Source organism: Allobosea sp. WAO (assembly GCF_001509835.1).
In the GTDB taxonomy this organism is placed as follows: domain Bacteria; phylum Pseudomonadota; class Alphaproteobacteria; order Rhizobiales; family Beijerinckiaceae; genus Allobosea.
Window position 1 is genome coordinate 1 of sequence record NZ_JXTJ01000001.1, and the last position, 14,846, is coordinate 14,846.

A 14,846-nucleotide genomic window follows, 5' to 3' on the forward strand; every position below is an offset into this window, starting at 1 on the left:
ATAGGGCTTGTTCGGATTGTCTGGCACCAGCGTGTCGAGGCTGGTGTCGACCCGGTCGGGCACATCGAAGCTCGGCCATTCCGGCACGCCGGCCGTGTTGTTGGCCGGCAGGAAGTCGATCAGCCGGCGCACCTGCAGCAGCGCCTCGACATCGTTCTCGAAGGAGCCGTCGGCCACGGAGGACTTCGAGGTGTGGACCCTGGCGCCGCCGAGTTCCTCGGCAGTCACGGTCTCGTTGGTGACGGATGATCTTCTGGGCATGGGTCTCGGAGAGCGAGCCGCCGAAGACGGTGAAATCCTTGGAGAAGACGAAGACGGTGCGGCCATTGACCGTGCCCCAGCCGGTGACGACGCCGTCGCCGGGGATCTTCTCGGCCTTGTCCATGCCGAAATCGACGGCGCGGTGCTGCACGAACATGTCGAACTCCTCGAAGGAGTCCTTGTCGAGCAGGAGCTCGATGCGCTCGCGCGCGGTGAGCTTGCCTCTGCCGTGCTGCGCCGAAATCCGCCGCTCGCCGCCACCGAGCCGGGCTCCCGCGCGACGGGACTCGAGCTGTTCGAGAATGTCCTTCATCAAGAGCCTCCCGGGGCGCAGTCTTCAAAGGTCTTGCTTCAAAGGTCCTGCCTCCGGCTTAGGCGGCGCCGGGGGCGAAGTCCATCGCGGCCTTCGCTCTGGTTATGACGCCGTCCGTCATTCCGGGGCAGGCCGAGAGGCCTGAGCCCGGAACCCAGAACCGGGTTCTGGGTTCCGGGCTCGCTGCTGCGCAGCGTCCCGGAAAGACGGGGGAGGCGCTCCATTCAGGTCGAAGGTCGCCCTAGATGCGCGCGCCGCCGCCGATGTCGAGCAGCAGAGCGCGCAGGCTCGCGAGCGCATCGGCGAGCGCGTCGATCCGCGGGCCGCCCAGGCTGAGCCGCACGCCCCAGGAGGGGGCCTGAAAATCGGCGAGGAAGGCCTCGGGAGGCGGCAGCAGGATGCCGGAGGCGGCGGCGCGCGCCGGCAGGTTTTTTGCCCGCCCCGGTGCCATCGGCAGCCAGAGATGGAAGCCGCCGCCCGATCGCGTCGCGGTCCCGGGCGGCAGGAGCTCGCGCGCCAGGGCGACGCGGCGGCCGGCTTCCTCGCGGATCGAGCGGGTGACCGAGGCCGCCGTGCCATCGGTCAGCCAGCGCTCCATGACCAGGCAGGAGAGCAGCGGCGCGGTGGTGCAGGTCGCTGCGAGCTCGGCGAGGGCCGGTTCGAGCCATGCTTCGGGGACGAGCAGGGTGCCGATGCGCAGGCCCGGGCTCAGCACCTTCGACAGACCCGAAACGTGCAGCGTACGTTCCGGTGCGAGGCTGGCGATCGGGATCGTGCCCGGCTCGGCCAGGGCGGCGTGGATATCGTCCTCGACGATCACCGCGTCATGGGCGCGGCAGAGGTTCGCGATCTCGCGGCGGCGCGCCTCGCCCATCGTCGCCGTGGTCGGGTTGTGCAGGGTCGGCGTGACATAGAGCACGGCGCGCCGGCCCGCCGCGGCCTCCTGATGCAAGGCTTGTTCGAGCGCCCGCGGCACGAGGCCCTCGTCGTCGATGGCAAGCCCGGTCAGCCGCAATCCGCGCCGGCGGGCGAGGGCGATGGCACCGGGGTAGCTCAGCGCCTCGGTCAGCAATTCGGTGTCCGGCCCGCAGGTGATGGCCAGCGCGATGGCGAGCGCATGCTGGGCGCCATTGCAGATCAGCAGCCGCTCGGGCGCAGCGGGGACGCCGGTCTTCGCCAGCCAGCGCGCCAGCAAGGCGCGGTGCTCGAGGCGGCCGGCGGGCGCGGCATAGGTGCCAAAACTGTCGGCGTCGAGGCGCCTCGCGAGATCGCCGAGGCAGGAAGCGAGCAGCCGGTCGCTCAACGCTTGCGGCGGCACGTTGATACTGAGATCGACCATCCGGCTTGTCATCTGCGAGACGCCGGCGACGAACATGCCGCGCCCTCGGACGCTGCGGACGAGGCCGCGGCGTTCGAGCTGGGCATAGGCTTTGGTCACCGTGCCGAGGCCGATGCCGAGCTGCCAGGCGAGGGGGCGATGGGCAGGCAAACGCGCGCCCGGCGGCAACGAGCCGTCGGCGATGTCACGGGCGAGGGTCTCGACCAGCCGCGCGCCGGGAGAGCCCGCGCCAGCGGTCAGGCGAGGCGTCCAGGGTGATGCCAGCAGCATGCCGCCTCGCAATTGTGTCACGGTACACTTTTTAGACTAGGCAAGAAGTGTCACATGAGCAATCTCCGGCCGCGTCGCTCGCCAACGCCGGACCGGACATGACCCTGCAACTCCTGCTCGCCTTCATCGGCTATGCCTTCGTGACCTCGATCACGCCCGGGCCGAACAACACGCTCTTGCTGGCATCGGGCGCCAATCACGGCTTTCGCGCCAGCCTGCCGCTGCTGTTCGGGATCAATCTCGGCTTCTGCGGGCTCGTCCTGGCGGTCGGCCTCGGCCTGGGCGGCCTGTTCACCGCCATGCCGGCCCTGCACGATGTCCTGCGCTATGGCGGCAGCGCCTATCTTCTCTATCTCGCCTGGAAGATCGCGCGCTCGGCGCCGCTGGAGCCCGGAGCCGAGGCGGCGCCGCCGCTCAGCTTCCCGGCTGCCGCGGCCTTCCAATGGGTCAATCCCAAGGCCTGGATCATGGCGGTCGGGGCGGTCGCGGCCTACACGCCGACCGAGGGCTACTTCCTCAACCTCGCGCTCGTCGTGATCGTCTATGCCCTGGTCAACGGACCCTGCATCGCCATCTGGGCGATCGGCGGCACGCTGCTACGCGGCCTTCTCGCCGATCCGATGCGCCAGCGCGTCTTCAACATCGTGATGGCGCTGCTGCTCGTGGTGTCGCTCTATCCGATCCTGAAGGGTTGAAGGGGCGGACGATGCTGCGCTCGGCGCGCGCTGCCCGGATCAGCCGCTCGGCTTGCTCGGATCGCCGAGCTCGCGATTGAGCGCGACCGCGGCGCGTGCGAGTTCGGCGGCGATGGCCGGATCGACCACATCGCCCTCGCGCAGGATCATGGTGGCGAGTTCGAACTTGCCACCCGGCTTCAGGCGCGGCTCGATATGGCGCAGGCGCTTGCCGCGCCAGAAGCCGAAGAGCACGCGCGTGGCTTCGGCGCGGATCAGAAGCACGGGGCCGTTCGCGAAATAGACCAGATGCGTCCATTTGATCCGCTCGTCGAGCGGAGCGGCGGTCGTCACCGCCTTGCGCAGAGCCTCGACCGTCGCGAGGCGCCAGCCATCGAGCTGGGCGAGATACTCGGCCGGGTTGTCTGCCTTTGGCGCGCCCGGCTGCATCGGCTCTAGCCCTGCATCAGCAGCAGCACGGCGGCGTCGTATTCCTTGCGCCGCAGCACCCGCCGCTCGGCCGCTTCCTCGTCCTGGCCCCAGATCCCGATCTGGTAGTCCTCGTCGAGATGGGCGGCGGCCCAGGCGGCTTCGGCATCGATCAGGCCTTCGGCGAGGGCGAGCGTCAGGATGGTCGAGCCGGTCAGGGTCATGACGTTGTGGGCGCCGGCGAGGGCGACGGGAGAGGGGATCGCCGCGACGCGTTTTCCTACCGCGTCGAGCACGGTCTGCGGCTGCTCGGCGAAGACCACGCCCTGCGCCATGACGAAACGGCCGCCGATGCGCTCTTCAAGCGCAGCGATCAGCGGGTTCCAGATCTGGTCCTGGCGCTCCACCAGTTCGTGCGGCTCGCCGGCGCGGTAGCAGAGCGCATCGCTGCCGGCATAGCGGACGATCTCGGCGCGGACGGCCTCGTGCTGGTCGGCGACGCCGTCGAGCGCGGAGTTGACCAGCCGGGTCATCGGCATCCTTGCCGGGTCGATCTCTCCCTCCTGCGCCTGCCATTCTGCGGCGAGCGCCTGCGCGACCGCGCGCGAGGCGACCGCCAGCGGCTTGCGGGCCGGCGTGCGGGCGGTGCGGCCGTCGAGGGCGACATGGAAGAGGCCGTCGTGCTCCAGTGCCTCCGCCTTCTCGTAGAAGCGCTTCGGCAAGGGGTTGCGCATCGCCTGCTGCGCGGCGGCGACGGGGTCGGGCTGGCGCTGGCCGGGGGAGCCGAAGCGCGCGAGGAAATCATCGGTCGACATGGCAGCGTCCATAGCGCATCCGCGACCCCGCGCGAAACGACTTCGTGCCCGTGCCCGCGTGCTGCCGGCGTTGACCCTTGCGGAGCCGGGGGCTAAACGCCTTCTCCCCGGACGCGAGCTGCGTCCGCGAAACATGCGAGAGGGCATCGTGTTGGAGAGTGCGGGAACCCGGTGAGGTTTCGCTGAGGCGAAACCTGATCCAGCGCCGGGTGAAAGATCCAGACCACAGGGTCGGCTTTCGCCGAGGCGCTTGTCATGGTTCCATGCACAGGCTCTATCATCATGAACGTTTCTCGGGACGAGCAGCGCGTGCTGCACGTGCTGGCCCGTGGCGGACAGATCCGCCATCTTCGCGGCGACAATGGCCGCATTCACCACATCGATTGCTTCACTCACGAAGGCTATCTCCTGAGTGATTGCACGCTCGCCATCTTCGCCGGCCTCAAGCGAAAGCGACTGATCGAGTCGCGGCAGGGCGCGCCCTACCGCATTTCGCGGCAAGGGCGGCTCGCGGTCCGCTCGCAGGCCGATAATCGGTGACGACGGGCGGGAGGGCGTAGGCCCTCCCGCCACTCCGTCGCGATGAAAGTTGCCAGGACCGGCGCTTCAGGCCGCCTGGCGGATGCGCTGCAGGAAGGTGCGGACCTGGCTGTCGAGCTGCGCCGCCTGCGCAGCGAGCTTCTCTGCAGCCTCGGAAACGCTGCCGGCGGCGGAGCCCGTCTCGTTGGCGATGCCCATGACGCGGCGGATCGTGTCCGAGGCGATCTCGGCGTCCCGGGCCGTGCTGCCGATATTCTCGGCGATGCCGGCGGTCGCCTGGTCCTGCTGGGCGATGGCGGCGGCGACCGAAGCCGAGACGTCGTTCAGCGAATTGATCGAGCCGCCCATCACCTCGATCGCGCGCACGGCCTCGGAGCCGGATGCGTGGATGGCGGCGATCCGCTTCTGGATGTCGGCCGTGGCCTGCGAGGTCTGGCTGGCGAGCGCCTTGACCTCCTGCGCCACCACCGCGAAGCCCTGTCCCTGCACGCCGAAGCGGGCCGCCTCGATCGAGGCGTTGAGGGCCAGAAGATTGGTGCGCTCGGCAATGGTCGAGATCAGCTGGACGATCTGGCCGATATCCTCCGCCTTCAGCGAGAGATGGTGGACGGTGCTCAGCACGTTGTGGGCGCTGTTCGTCGTGAACTCGACGACCCGGCTCGTGGCGCCGACCTGCTCGCGGATCTCGCCGATCGCGCTGGCGAGCCCGCTGGTGGCGATTGTCGCGGCGGTGACGGCCGAGGAGGCATGGTCGGAAGAGGCGGCCGCGGCGTGCGCGCCTTCCTGGACCCGGCGCGCGCCTTCCGACATCTGGGAGGCGGCCATGCGCAGCGGCTCGACCGAGGCGAAGACCTCGCCGGCGATGCCGGCCACCTCGACTTCGAGATCGTCGGCGATCTCCAATACCAGGGCCTGCCGTTCGAGAGCCGCCTGCAGCGTCGTCCGGGCAAGATCGCGCTCGGCCTGTTCGGCGACGCGGCGCGCCGCATTCGCGCGCTCGCTTTCCGCTTCCGCGTTGATGAAGGCGGCGCGCAGCGTGATCACGATCCAGATCAGCGCGCCGTTCTGCGCGACCACGATCACCGCATGGAGCAGCACGCGGCGGCCGTCACTGCCGCCGGGAAAGACGCCTTCCGGATAGATCAGGTTCAGGCCGGCGTGATGCACCGCGATGGCGACCGCCGTGGTGACGAAGATCCGCCAGTCGAGCCATCCGGCGGCGATCGCGAGCGCGGCGAAGAAGGCCATATGGATATCGGGCTGATAGGGATGGCCCGCGGTGACGTAGACCAAGAGCATGACCTGGCCGACCAGCGCCAGCGAACTGAACTGGCGGGTCACCCAGTCAGGCCCGCGCAATCGCCAGAGAATTGTCGGGATTGCTGCGAGAACGAGCGAGCCGAGTGTGAGATTCGAGCCCGGCAGGCCGAAGGCCTGGACGCAGGCCGCGATCAGCAAAAATTGGAGCCAGAGGAGGGTGGTGAGCAGATAGCCGAAGCGCCGGCGGAACTGTTCGACCAGATTCATCGGCTGCTCCCGGAGACGAAGCGGATATCCATGCAGAGCTTGGCCAGGCTGGCATCGAGCACGAGCCAGGCGCCGGCGGCATAGAGCTTGCCGGCATAGTCCATCGTCTCGGCCGTGCTGACCGCGATCGGCCGGCTGGAACTCAGTGCCAGGATGGCGCCGCCGGAGGCGGCGATTGCGGCGATCATCGCGGCCTCGCCGGAGCCGGGCGGAAACAGGGCCACCACAGGACGGCCTTGGACCGGCTGGCCGGCCAGGAGCAGGAGCGCCAGCGCCATCAGCGGACCGACGATGAGACCGAAGAGCAGTTCGCGCATCGTGCCCCCCAAAACCGGTGAGCTGGCGCCGGCAGACGCCGCGGGCCGAGGGGCGTGTTTCGCTCCCCAAGACCGTTCTAAAATTTAAGCCCGAATGGTTGCGCAATCCTTGCGGCGTCGGAGGCGCGCCCGGCATTCAGGCCGCTATGACGTCATTGACACGCGGATGTGAACGGCGGCGGGCATTCGCGCTCTCCGGCCCGGCGCGTTGGAACTTCGCGCTCGCCGGAGCGTCCTTCGGACATTACGATCTTGTCATCATCGCGCCATCGCGGCGTGAGGAGGGCTCGCTCAGGCTGCACTCATCGTCTGCCGGCTTCGAGACCCGAGACAGCGAACCGTATGTGAACGAACGGAGAGCTTTTCATGAAACGCATCGCCCTTATCGCCGTCTCCGGTGCCGCCATTCTGGCGACCGGTCTGGCGGTCGCGCAGCCGCAGCCGATCCCGCCTGCGCCGGGCAGCCAGCAGTCGCAGCAGCGCGTCGGCGCCGAAGGCGAGCGTGCCGAACGCGGCGAGCGCGGGGACCGCCGCGAGGAATGGCGCCAACGCCAGGCCGAGCGCGCCGCGGCGCGGCTCAATGAGCGGCTCGCCAAGCTGCGTACCGACCTCAAGCTGAAGCCCGAGCAGGTTGCGGCCTTCGAGAAGGTCGAGGCGCTGCTCAAGCGCAATGCCGAGCAGCGCCGCGAGCGCATGGGGCAGATGCGCGAGCAGCGCGAGCTCTATCGCGACGCCGACATCATGGAGCGGCTCGACATGATGGCGACCCGCCAGGGCGAGCGCGCCGCGCGCTCCAAGGAAATGGCCGATGCCGTGCGCCCGCTCTGGACCACGCTCTCCGACGAGCAGAAGACCGTGGCGCGCCGCGCCGTGCGCGAGGTGATGGCGGACAGCCGCGGCCGGATGATGGAGATGCATCGGCGCATGCGCGACCGTGACGACGATCGGCGCGACGACGATCGCGGCTCGCGCCGCTGGCGCGATCGCGGCCATGATCACGACCGGGACCGCGACGACGGCGATCGCTTCTGAGGTTCGCCTGCGGCACAGCCGACAGCACTGAGATTTCGACGGCCGGGCCAATGCCCGGCCGTTTTCATTGTTCCGTCACGTTGCGCCAGTTATAGCCGGCTCGCTTGGCGGGAGCAGACGGTTGCGCTTCGTTCAGACCTTCGAACTCTATCCCTTCCTCGATTCCGTCGTCAGCCTCGCGGCGGCCTTCATCCTCGGCTCGCTGATCGGGGCCGAGCGCCAGTACCGCCAGCGCACGGCGGGCCTGCGCACGACAGTCCTGGTTGCGGTCGGTGCCGCCGCCTTCGTCGATCTCGCCATGCGGATGTCGGGCGCGCATGAGGCGGTCCGCGTCGTCTCCTATGTGGTCTCCGGCATCGGCTTTCTGGGTGCCGGCGTGATCATGAAGGAGGGCATGAATGTCCGCGGCCTCAACACCGCCGCGACCTTGTGGTGCGCGGCGGCGGTCGGGGCCTGCACCGGGGCGGACATGCTGGCGGAGGGCGTGCTGGTCACCATCTTCGTGCTGGCCGGCAACACCCTGCTGCGGCCGCTGGTCAACGCGATCAACCGAATCCCGATCAACGAGCGCGCATCGGAAGCGACCTACGAGGTCGTGCTGACGACCAACGAGGTCTCGCTGCCGGCGGTACGCGAGGCGCTGGTCGAGCATCTCGAGGCGGCGAAATATCCGACCCGCGACGTCAAGACGGTGGAACGCGGCGAGGGGGCTGTCGAGATCGTCGCGGTCCTGATCAGCACCGCCGTCGAGCGCAAGGAACTCGACCAGGTCGTCGAGCGGCTCGAGCGGGTGCCCGGCGTCAAGCACGCGACCTGGGAGAGCAGCACGGCCGACTGAGCGGTCCGTCGCAATCTACCCTTGCGTCACTGGCCCGGGCCGCTACGGATGGGTCAGCCGAGCAGATCGGCTGGACATTGGGAAGACGGCCGATCCGCGCATCGCAGGCGCAGATGCCGGGCCGCCGCTTCGCCTGGCCTGTGCCGGACGGACCAAGGAAGAGGAGATCGCCTTGTATCGCTATCTGAAGCTCAAATCGCTGGTCCTGCTGGCCGCGCTTTTCGCCGGCTTCGTCGCGCCGCTCGTGACGGTGACGGCGGCGCAGGCCCAGAGCGGGCGCCAGAACGTCCACCGCCAGAATGTGAACCGGCCGCATGCGCGCCCGCATCATCGCCCGCATACGCGCCCGCAGCACCGGCACGTGACGCGCGCCCCGCATCATCGGCCGCGCCATAATGTCCGGCACCATTCGCGCAACAACATCGTCGTGGTGCATCCGCGCCGGAACTGGAACCGCGGCGGCGCGGTCGCGGCGGGCGCGGCGATCGGCTTCATAGCCGGGGCTTCCGCTGCCTCCTGGGCCGGCCCGCCGCCGCGCTCGGGCTATTGCTGGTACTACACCAACCGGGCCCGCACCCATGGCTTCTGGGACTGGTGCCCGCGCTGAGCGAAAGCTTCATCCGACATGCCGAAACGATGGACGCCCGGCCGGAAGGCCGGGCGTCTTGCATTGGCTGGCTGCGGCCTTGCGCCGCCGGCGATTGACTTGCCCCGGGCCGCCCCTACCGTGTTTTCCAGAGGCGGCGGGGGAATGATGCATTTGCGTGCGGTTGCGTTGGTGCTCGTCGGGGCGCTTTCTCCCGGGCTGGCCCAGGCGCAGCAGGATCCGTATTTCGTGCGCGCGCAGGAGGTCTTCCTAGGCCTGAAGCCCGATACGCGCCTGTGGTTCCAGCTGGTGCTGACCAGCGCCGGGCACTGGCCCGCGGTGCCCAATATCGGCTATTCGCGCCGGCTCTTCGAGGCGACCAAGCAGTTCCAGCGTTCGCGCGGCGAAGCGCCGACCGGGGTCCTGACGAAGCTCCAGGTCGAGCGCATCCTGCAATCGGGCACCGAGGTCATGAATGGCTGGCGGCTGCGCTGGGTGCCGCATCCGGCGCGCGGCCGGCAGCTCTGGGTGCCGATGGGGCTCGACCTGCAGGCGAAGCGAACCGACGCCGGCGTCGAGATGCGCGAGCCCGGCAACCGCTTCCGCCTGCAGTTCAACTACTACGCCTCGGTCGATGTCGGCAGCGCCTATGCGGTTACGCTGCAGGAAATGCTCGGCAGCGGCGACAGGATCAACTTCAAGACCCTGAAGCCCGATTTCTTCGTCATCACCGGCAATCAGGGGCGCTTCAGCCGCTATGTCCGCTACCACGCCGATGGCAGCGGCATCCTCGGCTTCGACATGTCGTGGTCGGATGACGACGCACCGGTCTATGGCAGCCGGCTGGTGACGGTGATCTCCGGCTCGCTCTGGGCGACGATGACCGGCGCGCCCTTCCCTGAGGCGAAGCGCGTGCGTTTCCCCTGGGAGGGCGGCGATGCCGAGGTCGCCAATGCACCGCGAACGCCGCCTCCGGCGCCCCCGGCGACGACGCCAGCCGCTGCGCCGAAAGAGCCGCCGAAGCCGAAATCATCCTCGGGTTCCGGCTTCTTCGTCTCGAAGGCGGGGCATCTCCTGACCAACGCCCATGTCGTGCAGGATTGCGCGACAATCACGGTGCGGCCGGACGGGGCGGTCGGCGTGCCGGCGCAGGTTCTCGCCCGGGACGCGATCAACGATCTCGCGGTGCTGAAGATCGCCGGTCCGGCCGAGCGCACGCTGCCGCTCCGCCCGAGCGTGCGGCTGGGCGAGGGCATCGCCGCTTTCGGCTTCCCGCACAGCGATCTCCTGGCGACGGCGGGGAATTTCACCCTCGGCAACGTCACCGCCCTGGCGGGACTGAAGGACGACAGCCGTTACCTGCAGGTTTCGGCCCCGGTCCAGCCCGGAAATTCCGGCGGGCCGCTGCTCGACGGCGCCGGCAATGTCGTCGGCGTGGTCTCGGCCAAGCTCGACGCGATCAAGATGGCCTCCGAACGTGGCGACCTGCCGCAGAACATCAACTTCGCGGTCAAGGCCTCGCTCGCCGGCAGCTTCCTCGACGCCAACCAGATCGCCTACGAGACCGGAGCGCCCGGCGAGAAGCTCGACCCGGCCGACCTCGCCGAGCGTGCGAAGAAGGCGAGCGCGTTCATCACCTGTCGTTAAAAGGGGGAGGGCAGTCCGCCAACGCAAAGGCGGCTCAGAGACCTGCCCTTCTCGATTCCATCCAGAGGCTTGCGGTCTGCAGCTGAGAGGCAGAGTGAACGCCGGCGGGGCCGATCAATGCCGCGCCGCTTCCGCCCCTTGCATCTCCACCTCGAACGCCACCAGCTGTCGGAACAGCGGCATCGTCCTGAAGTCCTCGTCGAAACCCCAGCCGGCCTGCGCCTCCCGCTTCCGGCTTTCCAGAAGCCCCAGCCATGTCAGGGGGCGCAGGACCCGCGACACCATGGCGAACTCCGGCAGGTCATGGGCGGGAACCTCGAGCAGGGTCTCCATGACCGTGCAGGCCTCCATCAGCGTCTCGGCGCTCGACCATTCATGCGCGGTCACCGACAGGCTCCAGAGGATCACGCCCATATGGTGCTGCGGCCAGAACTCGATCGGGTTCCGGTCGAAGTCCTGAAGATTCATCTTCCAGAACACTGCCTCGAACAGCGCAGCCAGCAAGGCAGGAGCGGCTTCAGGGGCGAGCATGGCCTTGCCCGCCTTGCTCGCCCTCAGGACGCCTGAGCGCTTCCGCAGGAGCCCCGCGGCCTGCAAGGCGATCCTCGTGAAGAGAACACCATAGGCATCATGCTCGTTGATGACCTTGTTCATCGCGAGCGTGGTGGCCTTGTCGTATCCCGGCCATTCTGTCTGGTCGAAGACGTGCCGGACATCGACCCGTTTGAGGGCTCCGGCAGGCGTCAGGACGAGGCCGCCCTTCTCGACCGCACGTTCGAGCAGAAGCCGAGCAGCGTGGACCATGGGGACCTGAAGGGCGGGCTCCACGGGAACGTTGTCGGGCGTGAGGCGGAGTGCCCGCGGAAGTTTGCCGGGCGGCTCCAGAAGCGCCTTGAGGGAGGCTGGCTCAAGATGAGCCCAGGCGGGAGGAATAGCGGTCACGCCGGGAGCCTAGGCGGGCCGGGGCGAAGGCTCAACAGGCAGGCCGAGCAAGCACCACAAAAACGTGCGGAAGAGGAACGCAAAGCGACCAAGCCGAACAGGGCGGCTGCAACCCTGCTCCAAAACGAAAAGGGCGGCTCCGAAGAGCCGCCCTTTCCTGATTTGATTTGTTCGATTCTCGCCAGAGGCTTGTGGCCGCCGGCTGAGAAATCGGATCAGCGCGAGTAGAACTCGATGACCAGGTTCGGTTCCATCTGCACCGCGTAGGGCACGTCCGACAGGGTCGGGGTGCGGGTGAAGGTGGCGGTCGACTTGTTGTGGTCGGCGTCGATGTAGTCAGGCACGTCGCGCTCGGCGAGGGCGGCCGACTCGATGACGATGGCGAGCTGGCGCGAGCTCTCCTTGATCGCGATCACGTCGCCCGGCTTGACCTGGTAGGACGCGATGTTGACGCGCTTGCCGTTCACGGTGATGTGGCCGTGGTTGACGAACTGGCGGGCGGCGAAGACGGTCGGGACGAACTTGGCGCGGTAGATCACCGCGTCGAGACGGCGCTCGAGCAGGCCGACCAGGTTCTCGCCCGAGTCGCCCTTCAGGCGGATCGCCTCGGCGTAGTAGCGGCGGAACTGCTTCTCGGAGATCGAGCCGTAGTAGCCCTTGAGCTTCTGCTTGGCGCGCAGCTGCGTGCCGAAGTCGGACGGCTTGCCCTTGCGGCGCTGGCCGTGCTGGCCGGGGCCGTACTCACGGCGGTTGACCGGGGACTTCGGGCGGCCCCAGATGTTCTGACCGAGGCGGCGGTCAATCTTGTACTTCGCCTCATGGCGCTTCGACATGTCGCGTGTCCTCTTGTGGTTCGCGAGTTGAGGACCGCGCCCTCCTTCTCCCCGTTGCCGGGGCGACAGATCCGGCTCGAGAAGACGAGCGGATCACGGGTGCGGAAAAAGCCACGCGGCCCCGTGAGGAGCCGCGCGACGCCGGTGCCTATGCGGGAATTGGCGCGGGAAGTCAATGCGCCGGCGCACCAAGCCCTCACCAGCGCTCGTAGCGCCAGTAGGCGTTCCGGTGGCGAGGGTGCTTGTACCAGCCGAGATGGCGGCCGCGATTCCAGCCATAATGCCGGCGCGGACCGTGGCTGTAGCCGTGGTGATGGCCCTTGGCCTTGTGCCAGCCTTTCGGCTTGGCCTGCGCATCCCCGGCGCCGCCGAAACCGGCGAGCGCGAAGCCGAAAGCCAATGCGACCATCAGCGTGAGCTTCTTCATGATCGCCTCCCTTGCGTCGTCGATCGTGCCGCTACTCCCGGTTTAGCGACGGTGTGGCAGCAGAACGCGCGGCGCGGCCGGGCGGTTCCGGGAAGGGAGCCCGGCAGGCTGCTTCAGGCCGGCATCGCCTCGATCTCGACCTGCGCCAGGCCGAAGCCGGCGAGCGCTATCCTGGCCGGGCCGCTCAGCCGCGTGCCTGCGGTGAAGACGGCGCGCGCCTCGCCGGCATCGGGCCGCTCGCGGGCCGGGCCGAGCAGCGCCGCGACGCGCCGCGCGATCGCCGGGGCGGGGTCGATCCAGTCGACGGACCAGGGGGCGAGCCGCCGCAGCCGCGCCAGCAGCAGGGGATAATGGGTGCAGGCGAGCGTCACCACATCGGTGCGCCGTCCTTCGCGCTCGACGAAGCAGGGCGCGATCTCGGCGAGGACCGCGCCATCGTCGATCGCCTCGCCCTTCAGCGCCGCCTCGGCGAGTCCGGCGAGCCCGGTCGCGCCGACCAGCGTCACCTCGCAACCGCCGGCATAGCTTTTGATCAGGCCGCGCGTGTAGTCGCGCGCCACGGTGCCCGGCGTCGCCAGCACCGAGACGAGGCCGCTCCTGGTGCGCTCGGCCGCAGGCTTCACCGCCGGCACGGTGCCGACGAAGGGAATCGAGAAGCGGGCGCGCAGGGCCGGCAGCACCAGCGTCGAGGCGGTGTTGCAGGCGATGACCACGAGATCGGGATGGAAGCGCGCGACCAGCCGCTCCATCACCGCGAGCACGCGCTCGACCAGCGCGGCCTCGCTCAGCCGGCCATAGGGAAAGGCGGCGTCGTCGGCGACGTAGACGATGTCGGCATCGGGCCGGGAGCGGACGACCTCGCTCAGCACGGTGAGGCCGCCGAGGCCGGAATCGAAGAGAAGCAGGGTCGGCCGGCGCTCCGGCATCATCGGGGGGCGATGGCTGGTTCCGGCGAGAAGATCGACTTGCATGGGAGTGTACCAGGAGGGGCCGGCAAACCTCGATTGGGCGCCGGCGCTGTTAAGAGAGGGTGAACGAGGCGCGAGGAGGGCGGGGATAATTTAGTTGACTCTGTCCATTAATTGGCTTTTCTCCCAACAGGGAGAAGCGCCATGTCAGTCATCGACCCCCCGGCCGTCGCCGCCATTCGCCGTTTCAACCGCTTCCACACCCGCTGGGTCGGGGCGCTGGGCGGGGATCTGCACGGTTCGGGCTTCGGCCTGACCGAGGCGCGGGTGCTTTATGAACTGGCGCAGCGCGACGGCTGGCGCGCCGGCGAGTTGGCGCGCGAGCTCGGTCTCGATCCGGCTTATCTTTCGCGGCTGCTCAAGCGCTTCGCCGGGTTCGGCTGGCTGGAGCGGGGCAGGGCGCAAGGTGATGGCCGCGCCTTCGAGTTGAAGCTGACGGCGGCCGGCCATGCGGCCTTCGCCCCGCTCGACGAGGCTTCGCGCCGGCAGGCGGGCGCGATCCTGACCCGGCTCGGGGAGGGCGAGCGCACCGCGCTGGTCACGGCGCTCGACCGGGCGCAGGTTCTGCTGTCCGGCGTGCCGACGGCGCGGCCCGTGCCGCTGATCCGCGAGCATCGGCCGGGCGATATCGGCTGGGTGATCTCCGCCCATGGACGGCTCTATGCGCAGGACTATGGCTGGGACATCAGCTTCGAGGCGCTGGTTGCCGAGATCGCCGCAAAGTTCCTGCGCGAGTTCAGGCCGGGCAAGGAACGCTGCTTCATCGCCGAGCTGGAGGGGGAGCCGGCAGGCTCGGCCTTCGTCGTGCAGGAGAGCGAGGAGGTCGCCAAGCTCAGGCTGGTGCTGGTCGAGAAGCAGGCCCAGGGCTTTGGCCTCGGCAAGAAGCTGGTGCGGGAGGCGGTCGGATTCGCGCGCGCTGCCGGTTACCACCGGATGGTGCTCTGGACCAACGACATCCTGCATGCGGCGCGGGCGATCTATGTGGCCGAGGGCTTCCGGCTGGTGGCGGAGGAGAAGCACCACTCCTTCGGGCAGGATCTGGTCGGGCAGAACTGGGAGCTCGACCTCTAGGCCCAATACCGCCGGTC

Annotated in this window: 16 protein-coding genes and 1 pseudogene; 7 read left to right on the plus strand and 10 right to left on the minus strand. The window is 68.7% G+C overall.

Annotated features, from left to right (window positions below):
* Together DK26_RS28335 and DK26_RS00015 are read right to left on the minus strand one after the other, a co-directional pair.
* A pseudogene (locus tag DK26_RS28335) lies at nt 1–574 on the minus strand (carboxyl transferase domain-containing protein); the annotation flags it as partial.
* Between the two features lie 241 nt (nt 575–815).
* Nucleotides 816–2,204: a PLP-dependent aminotransferase family protein gene (locus tag DK26_RS00015; RefSeq protein WP_248309827.1), complete on the minus strand. Its 1,389-nt coding sequence runs from the start codon at nt 2,202–2,204 to the stop codon at nt 816–818.
* A gap of 77 nt (nt 2,205–2,281) precedes the next feature.
* Here DK26_RS00015 and DK26_RS00020 point away from each other — a divergent pair, with 77 nt between their 5' ends.
* The gene (locus DK26_RS00020; RefSeq protein WP_066467098.1) at nt 2,282–2,878 is read left to right on the plus strand and encodes a LysE family translocator; all 597 of its coding nucleotides are present in this window, start codon (nt 2,282–2,284) and stop codon (nt 2,876–2,878) included.
* 39 nt (nt 2,879–2,917) lie between these two features.
* On the opposite strand, the gene DK26_RS00025 is transcribed toward DK26_RS00020, so the two are convergent.
* Both DK26_RS00025 and DK26_RS00030 read right to left on the minus strand, forming a co-directional pair.
* Nucleotides 2,918–3,307 (minus strand): DUF1801 domain-containing protein, encoded by a 390-nt coding sequence (locus DK26_RS00025; RefSeq protein ID WP_066467101.1) that lies wholly within the window; start codon nt 3,305–3,307, stop codon nt 2,918–2,920.
* Between the two features lie 5 nt (nt 3,308–3,312).
* Nucleotides 3,313–4,101, minus strand: a complete 789-nt coding sequence (locus DK26_RS00030) for an ATP12 family protein (RefSeq protein ID WP_066467381.1) — start codon at nt 4,099–4,101, stop codon at nt 3,313–3,315.
* A gap of 282 nt (nt 4,102–4,383) precedes the next feature.
* Between DK26_RS00030 and DK26_RS00035 the strand changes: the two genes are divergently transcribed.
* Complete coding sequence (locus tag DK26_RS00035; protein WP_066467102.1) at nt 4,384–4,641, plus strand: YjhX family toxin; 258 nt, start codon at nt 4,384–4,386, stop codon at nt 4,639–4,641.
* Between the two features lie 66 nt (nt 4,642–4,707).
* Here DK26_RS00035 and DK26_RS00040 read toward each other — a convergent pair whose 3' ends face one another.
* Both DK26_RS00040 and DK26_RS28790 read right to left on the minus strand, forming a co-directional pair.
* Nucleotides 4,708–6,168, minus strand: coding sequence for a methyl-accepting chemotaxis protein (locus DK26_RS00040; RefSeq protein ID WP_066467103.1), 1,461 nt, complete (start codon nt 6,166–6,168; stop codon nt 4,708–4,710).
* Nucleotides 6,165–6,485, minus strand: a complete 321-nt coding sequence (locus tag DK26_RS28790) for a hypothetical protein (RefSeq protein ID WP_066467104.1) — start codon at nt 6,483–6,485, stop codon at nt 6,165–6,167. The genes DK26_RS00040 and DK26_RS28790 overlap by 4 nt, the downstream gene beginning before the upstream one ends.
* A gap of 366 nt (nt 6,486–6,851) precedes the next feature.
* On the opposite strand from DK26_RS28790, the gene DK26_RS00050 reads away from it, so the two are divergent.
* From DK26_RS00050 to DK26_RS00065, 4 genes are all read left to right on the plus strand, one after another.
* Entirely contained in the window at nt 6,852–7,517 is a 666-nt protein-coding gene (locus DK26_RS00050; protein WP_066467105.1) for a Spy/CpxP family protein refolding chaperone, read from the plus strand.
* Nucleotides 7,518–7,638: 121 nt separating this feature from the next.
* On the plus strand, nt 7,639–8,355 hold the full coding sequence (locus DK26_RS00055; protein ID WP_066467107.1) for an MgtC/SapB family protein: 717 nt from the start codon (nt 7,639–7,641) through the stop codon (nt 8,353–8,355).
* 172 nt (nt 8,356–8,527) lie between these two features.
* A complete protein-coding gene (locus DK26_RS29540; RefSeq protein WP_248309828.1) occupies nt 8,528–8,962 on the plus strand; it encodes a hypothetical protein in 435 nt (144 codons plus the stop codon).
* A gap of 144 nt (nt 8,963–9,106) precedes the next feature.
* Nucleotides 9,107–10,588 carry a serine protease gene (locus DK26_RS00065; protein ID WP_066467110.1) on the plus strand — a complete coding sequence of 494 codons (1,482 nt, stop codon included), beginning with the start codon at nt 9,107–9,109 and terminating at the stop codon, nt 10,586–10,588.
* Between the two features lie 114 nt (nt 10,589–10,702).
* Here the strand turns inward: DK26_RS00065 and DK26_RS00070 are convergent, their stop codons facing one another.
* The 4 genes from DK26_RS00070 to murI all read right to left on the minus strand — a co-directional run bounded on the left by DK26_RS00070 (nt 10,703) and on the right by murI (nt 13,761).
* Nucleotides 10,703–11,392 carry a hypothetical protein gene (locus DK26_RS00070; protein ID WP_066467112.1) on the minus strand — a complete coding sequence of 230 codons (690 nt, stop codon included), beginning with the start codon at nt 11,390–11,392 and terminating at the stop codon, nt 10,703–10,705.
* A 353-nt stretch (nt 11,393–11,745) separates the two neighbouring features.
* Nucleotides 11,746–12,363: a 30S ribosomal protein S4 gene (rpsD, locus tag DK26_RS00075; RefSeq protein WP_066467114.1), complete on the minus strand. Its 618-nt coding sequence runs from the start codon at nt 12,361–12,363 to the stop codon at nt 11,746–11,748.
* 196 nt (nt 12,364–12,559) lie between these two features.
* Nucleotides 12,560–12,790 (minus strand): hypothetical protein, encoded by a 231-nt coding sequence (locus DK26_RS00080; RefSeq protein ID WP_066467115.1) that lies wholly within the window; start codon nt 12,788–12,790, stop codon nt 12,560–12,562.
* Between the two features lie 113 nt (nt 12,791–12,903).
* A complete protein-coding gene (murI, locus tag DK26_RS00085) occupies nt 12,904–13,761 on the minus strand; it encodes a glutamate racemase (protein WP_066467116.1) in 858 nt (285 codons plus the stop codon).
* A 141-nt stretch (nt 13,762–13,902) separates the two neighbouring features.
* On the opposite strand from murI, the gene DK26_RS00090 reads away from it, so the two are divergent.
* Nucleotides 13,903–14,829 carry a helix-turn-helix domain-containing GNAT family N-acetyltransferase gene (locus DK26_RS00090; protein WP_066467118.1) on the plus strand — a complete coding sequence of 309 codons (927 nt, stop codon included), beginning with the start codon at nt 13,903–13,905 and terminating at the stop codon, nt 14,827–14,829.
* The last annotated feature ends 17 nt before the right edge of the window (nt 14,830–14,846 follow it).

What these genes read in the sequence shown, in the direction of transcription:
- DK26_RS00020 (WP_066467098.1), top strand. Translation starts at nt 2,282, where the DNA reads ATGACCCTGCAACTCCTGCTCGCCTTCATCGGCTATGCCTTCGTGACC.
- DK26_RS00025 (WP_066467101.1), bottom strand. Translation starts at nt 3,307, where the DNA reads ATGCAGCCGGGCGCGCCAAAGGCAGACAACCCGGCCGAGTATCTCGCC.
- DK26_RS00030 (WP_066467381.1), bottom strand. Translation starts at nt 4,101, where the DNA reads ATGTCGACCGATGATTTCCTCGCGCGCTTCGGCTCCCCCGGCCAGCGC.
- DK26_RS00035 (WP_066467102.1), top strand. Translation starts at nt 4,384, where the DNA reads ATGAACGTTTCTCGGGACGAGCAGCGCGTGCTGCACGTGCTGGCCCGT.
- DK26_RS00040 (WP_066467103.1), bottom strand. Translation starts at nt 6,168, where the DNA reads ATGAATCTGGTCGAACAGTTCCGCCGGCGCTTCGGCTATCTGCTCACC.
- DK26_RS28790 (WP_066467104.1), bottom strand. Translation starts at nt 6,485, where the DNA reads ATGCGCGAACTGCTCTTCGGTCTCATCGTCGGTCCGCTGATGGCGCTG.
- DK26_RS00050 (WP_066467105.1), top strand. Translation starts at nt 6,852, where the DNA reads ATGAAACGCATCGCCCTTATCGCCGTCTCCGGTGCCGCCATTCTGGCG.
- DK26_RS00065 (WP_066467110.1), top strand. Translation starts at nt 9,107, where the DNA reads ATGATGCATTTGCGTGCGGTTGCGTTGGTGCTCGTCGGGGCGCTTTCT.
- DK26_RS00070 (WP_066467112.1), bottom strand. Translation starts at nt 11,392, where the DNA reads ATGGTCCACGCTGCTCGGCTTCTGCTCGAACGTGCGGTCGAGAAGGGC.
- rpsD (WP_066467114.1), bottom strand. Translation starts at nt 12,363, where the DNA reads ATGTCGAAGCGCCATGAGGCGAAGTACAAGATTGACCGCCGCCTCGGT.
- DK26_RS00080 (WP_066467115.1), bottom strand. Translation starts at nt 12,790, where the DNA reads ATGAAGAAGCTCACGCTGATGGTCGCATTGGCTTTCGGCTTCGCGCTC.
- murI (WP_066467116.1), bottom strand. Translation starts at nt 13,761, where the DNA reads ATGCAAGTCGATCTTCTCGCCGGAACCAGCCATCGCCCCCCGATGATG.
- DK26_RS00090 (WP_066467118.1), top strand. Translation starts at nt 13,903, where the DNA reads ATGTCAGTCATCGACCCCCCGGCCGTCGCCGCCATTCGCCGTTTCAAC.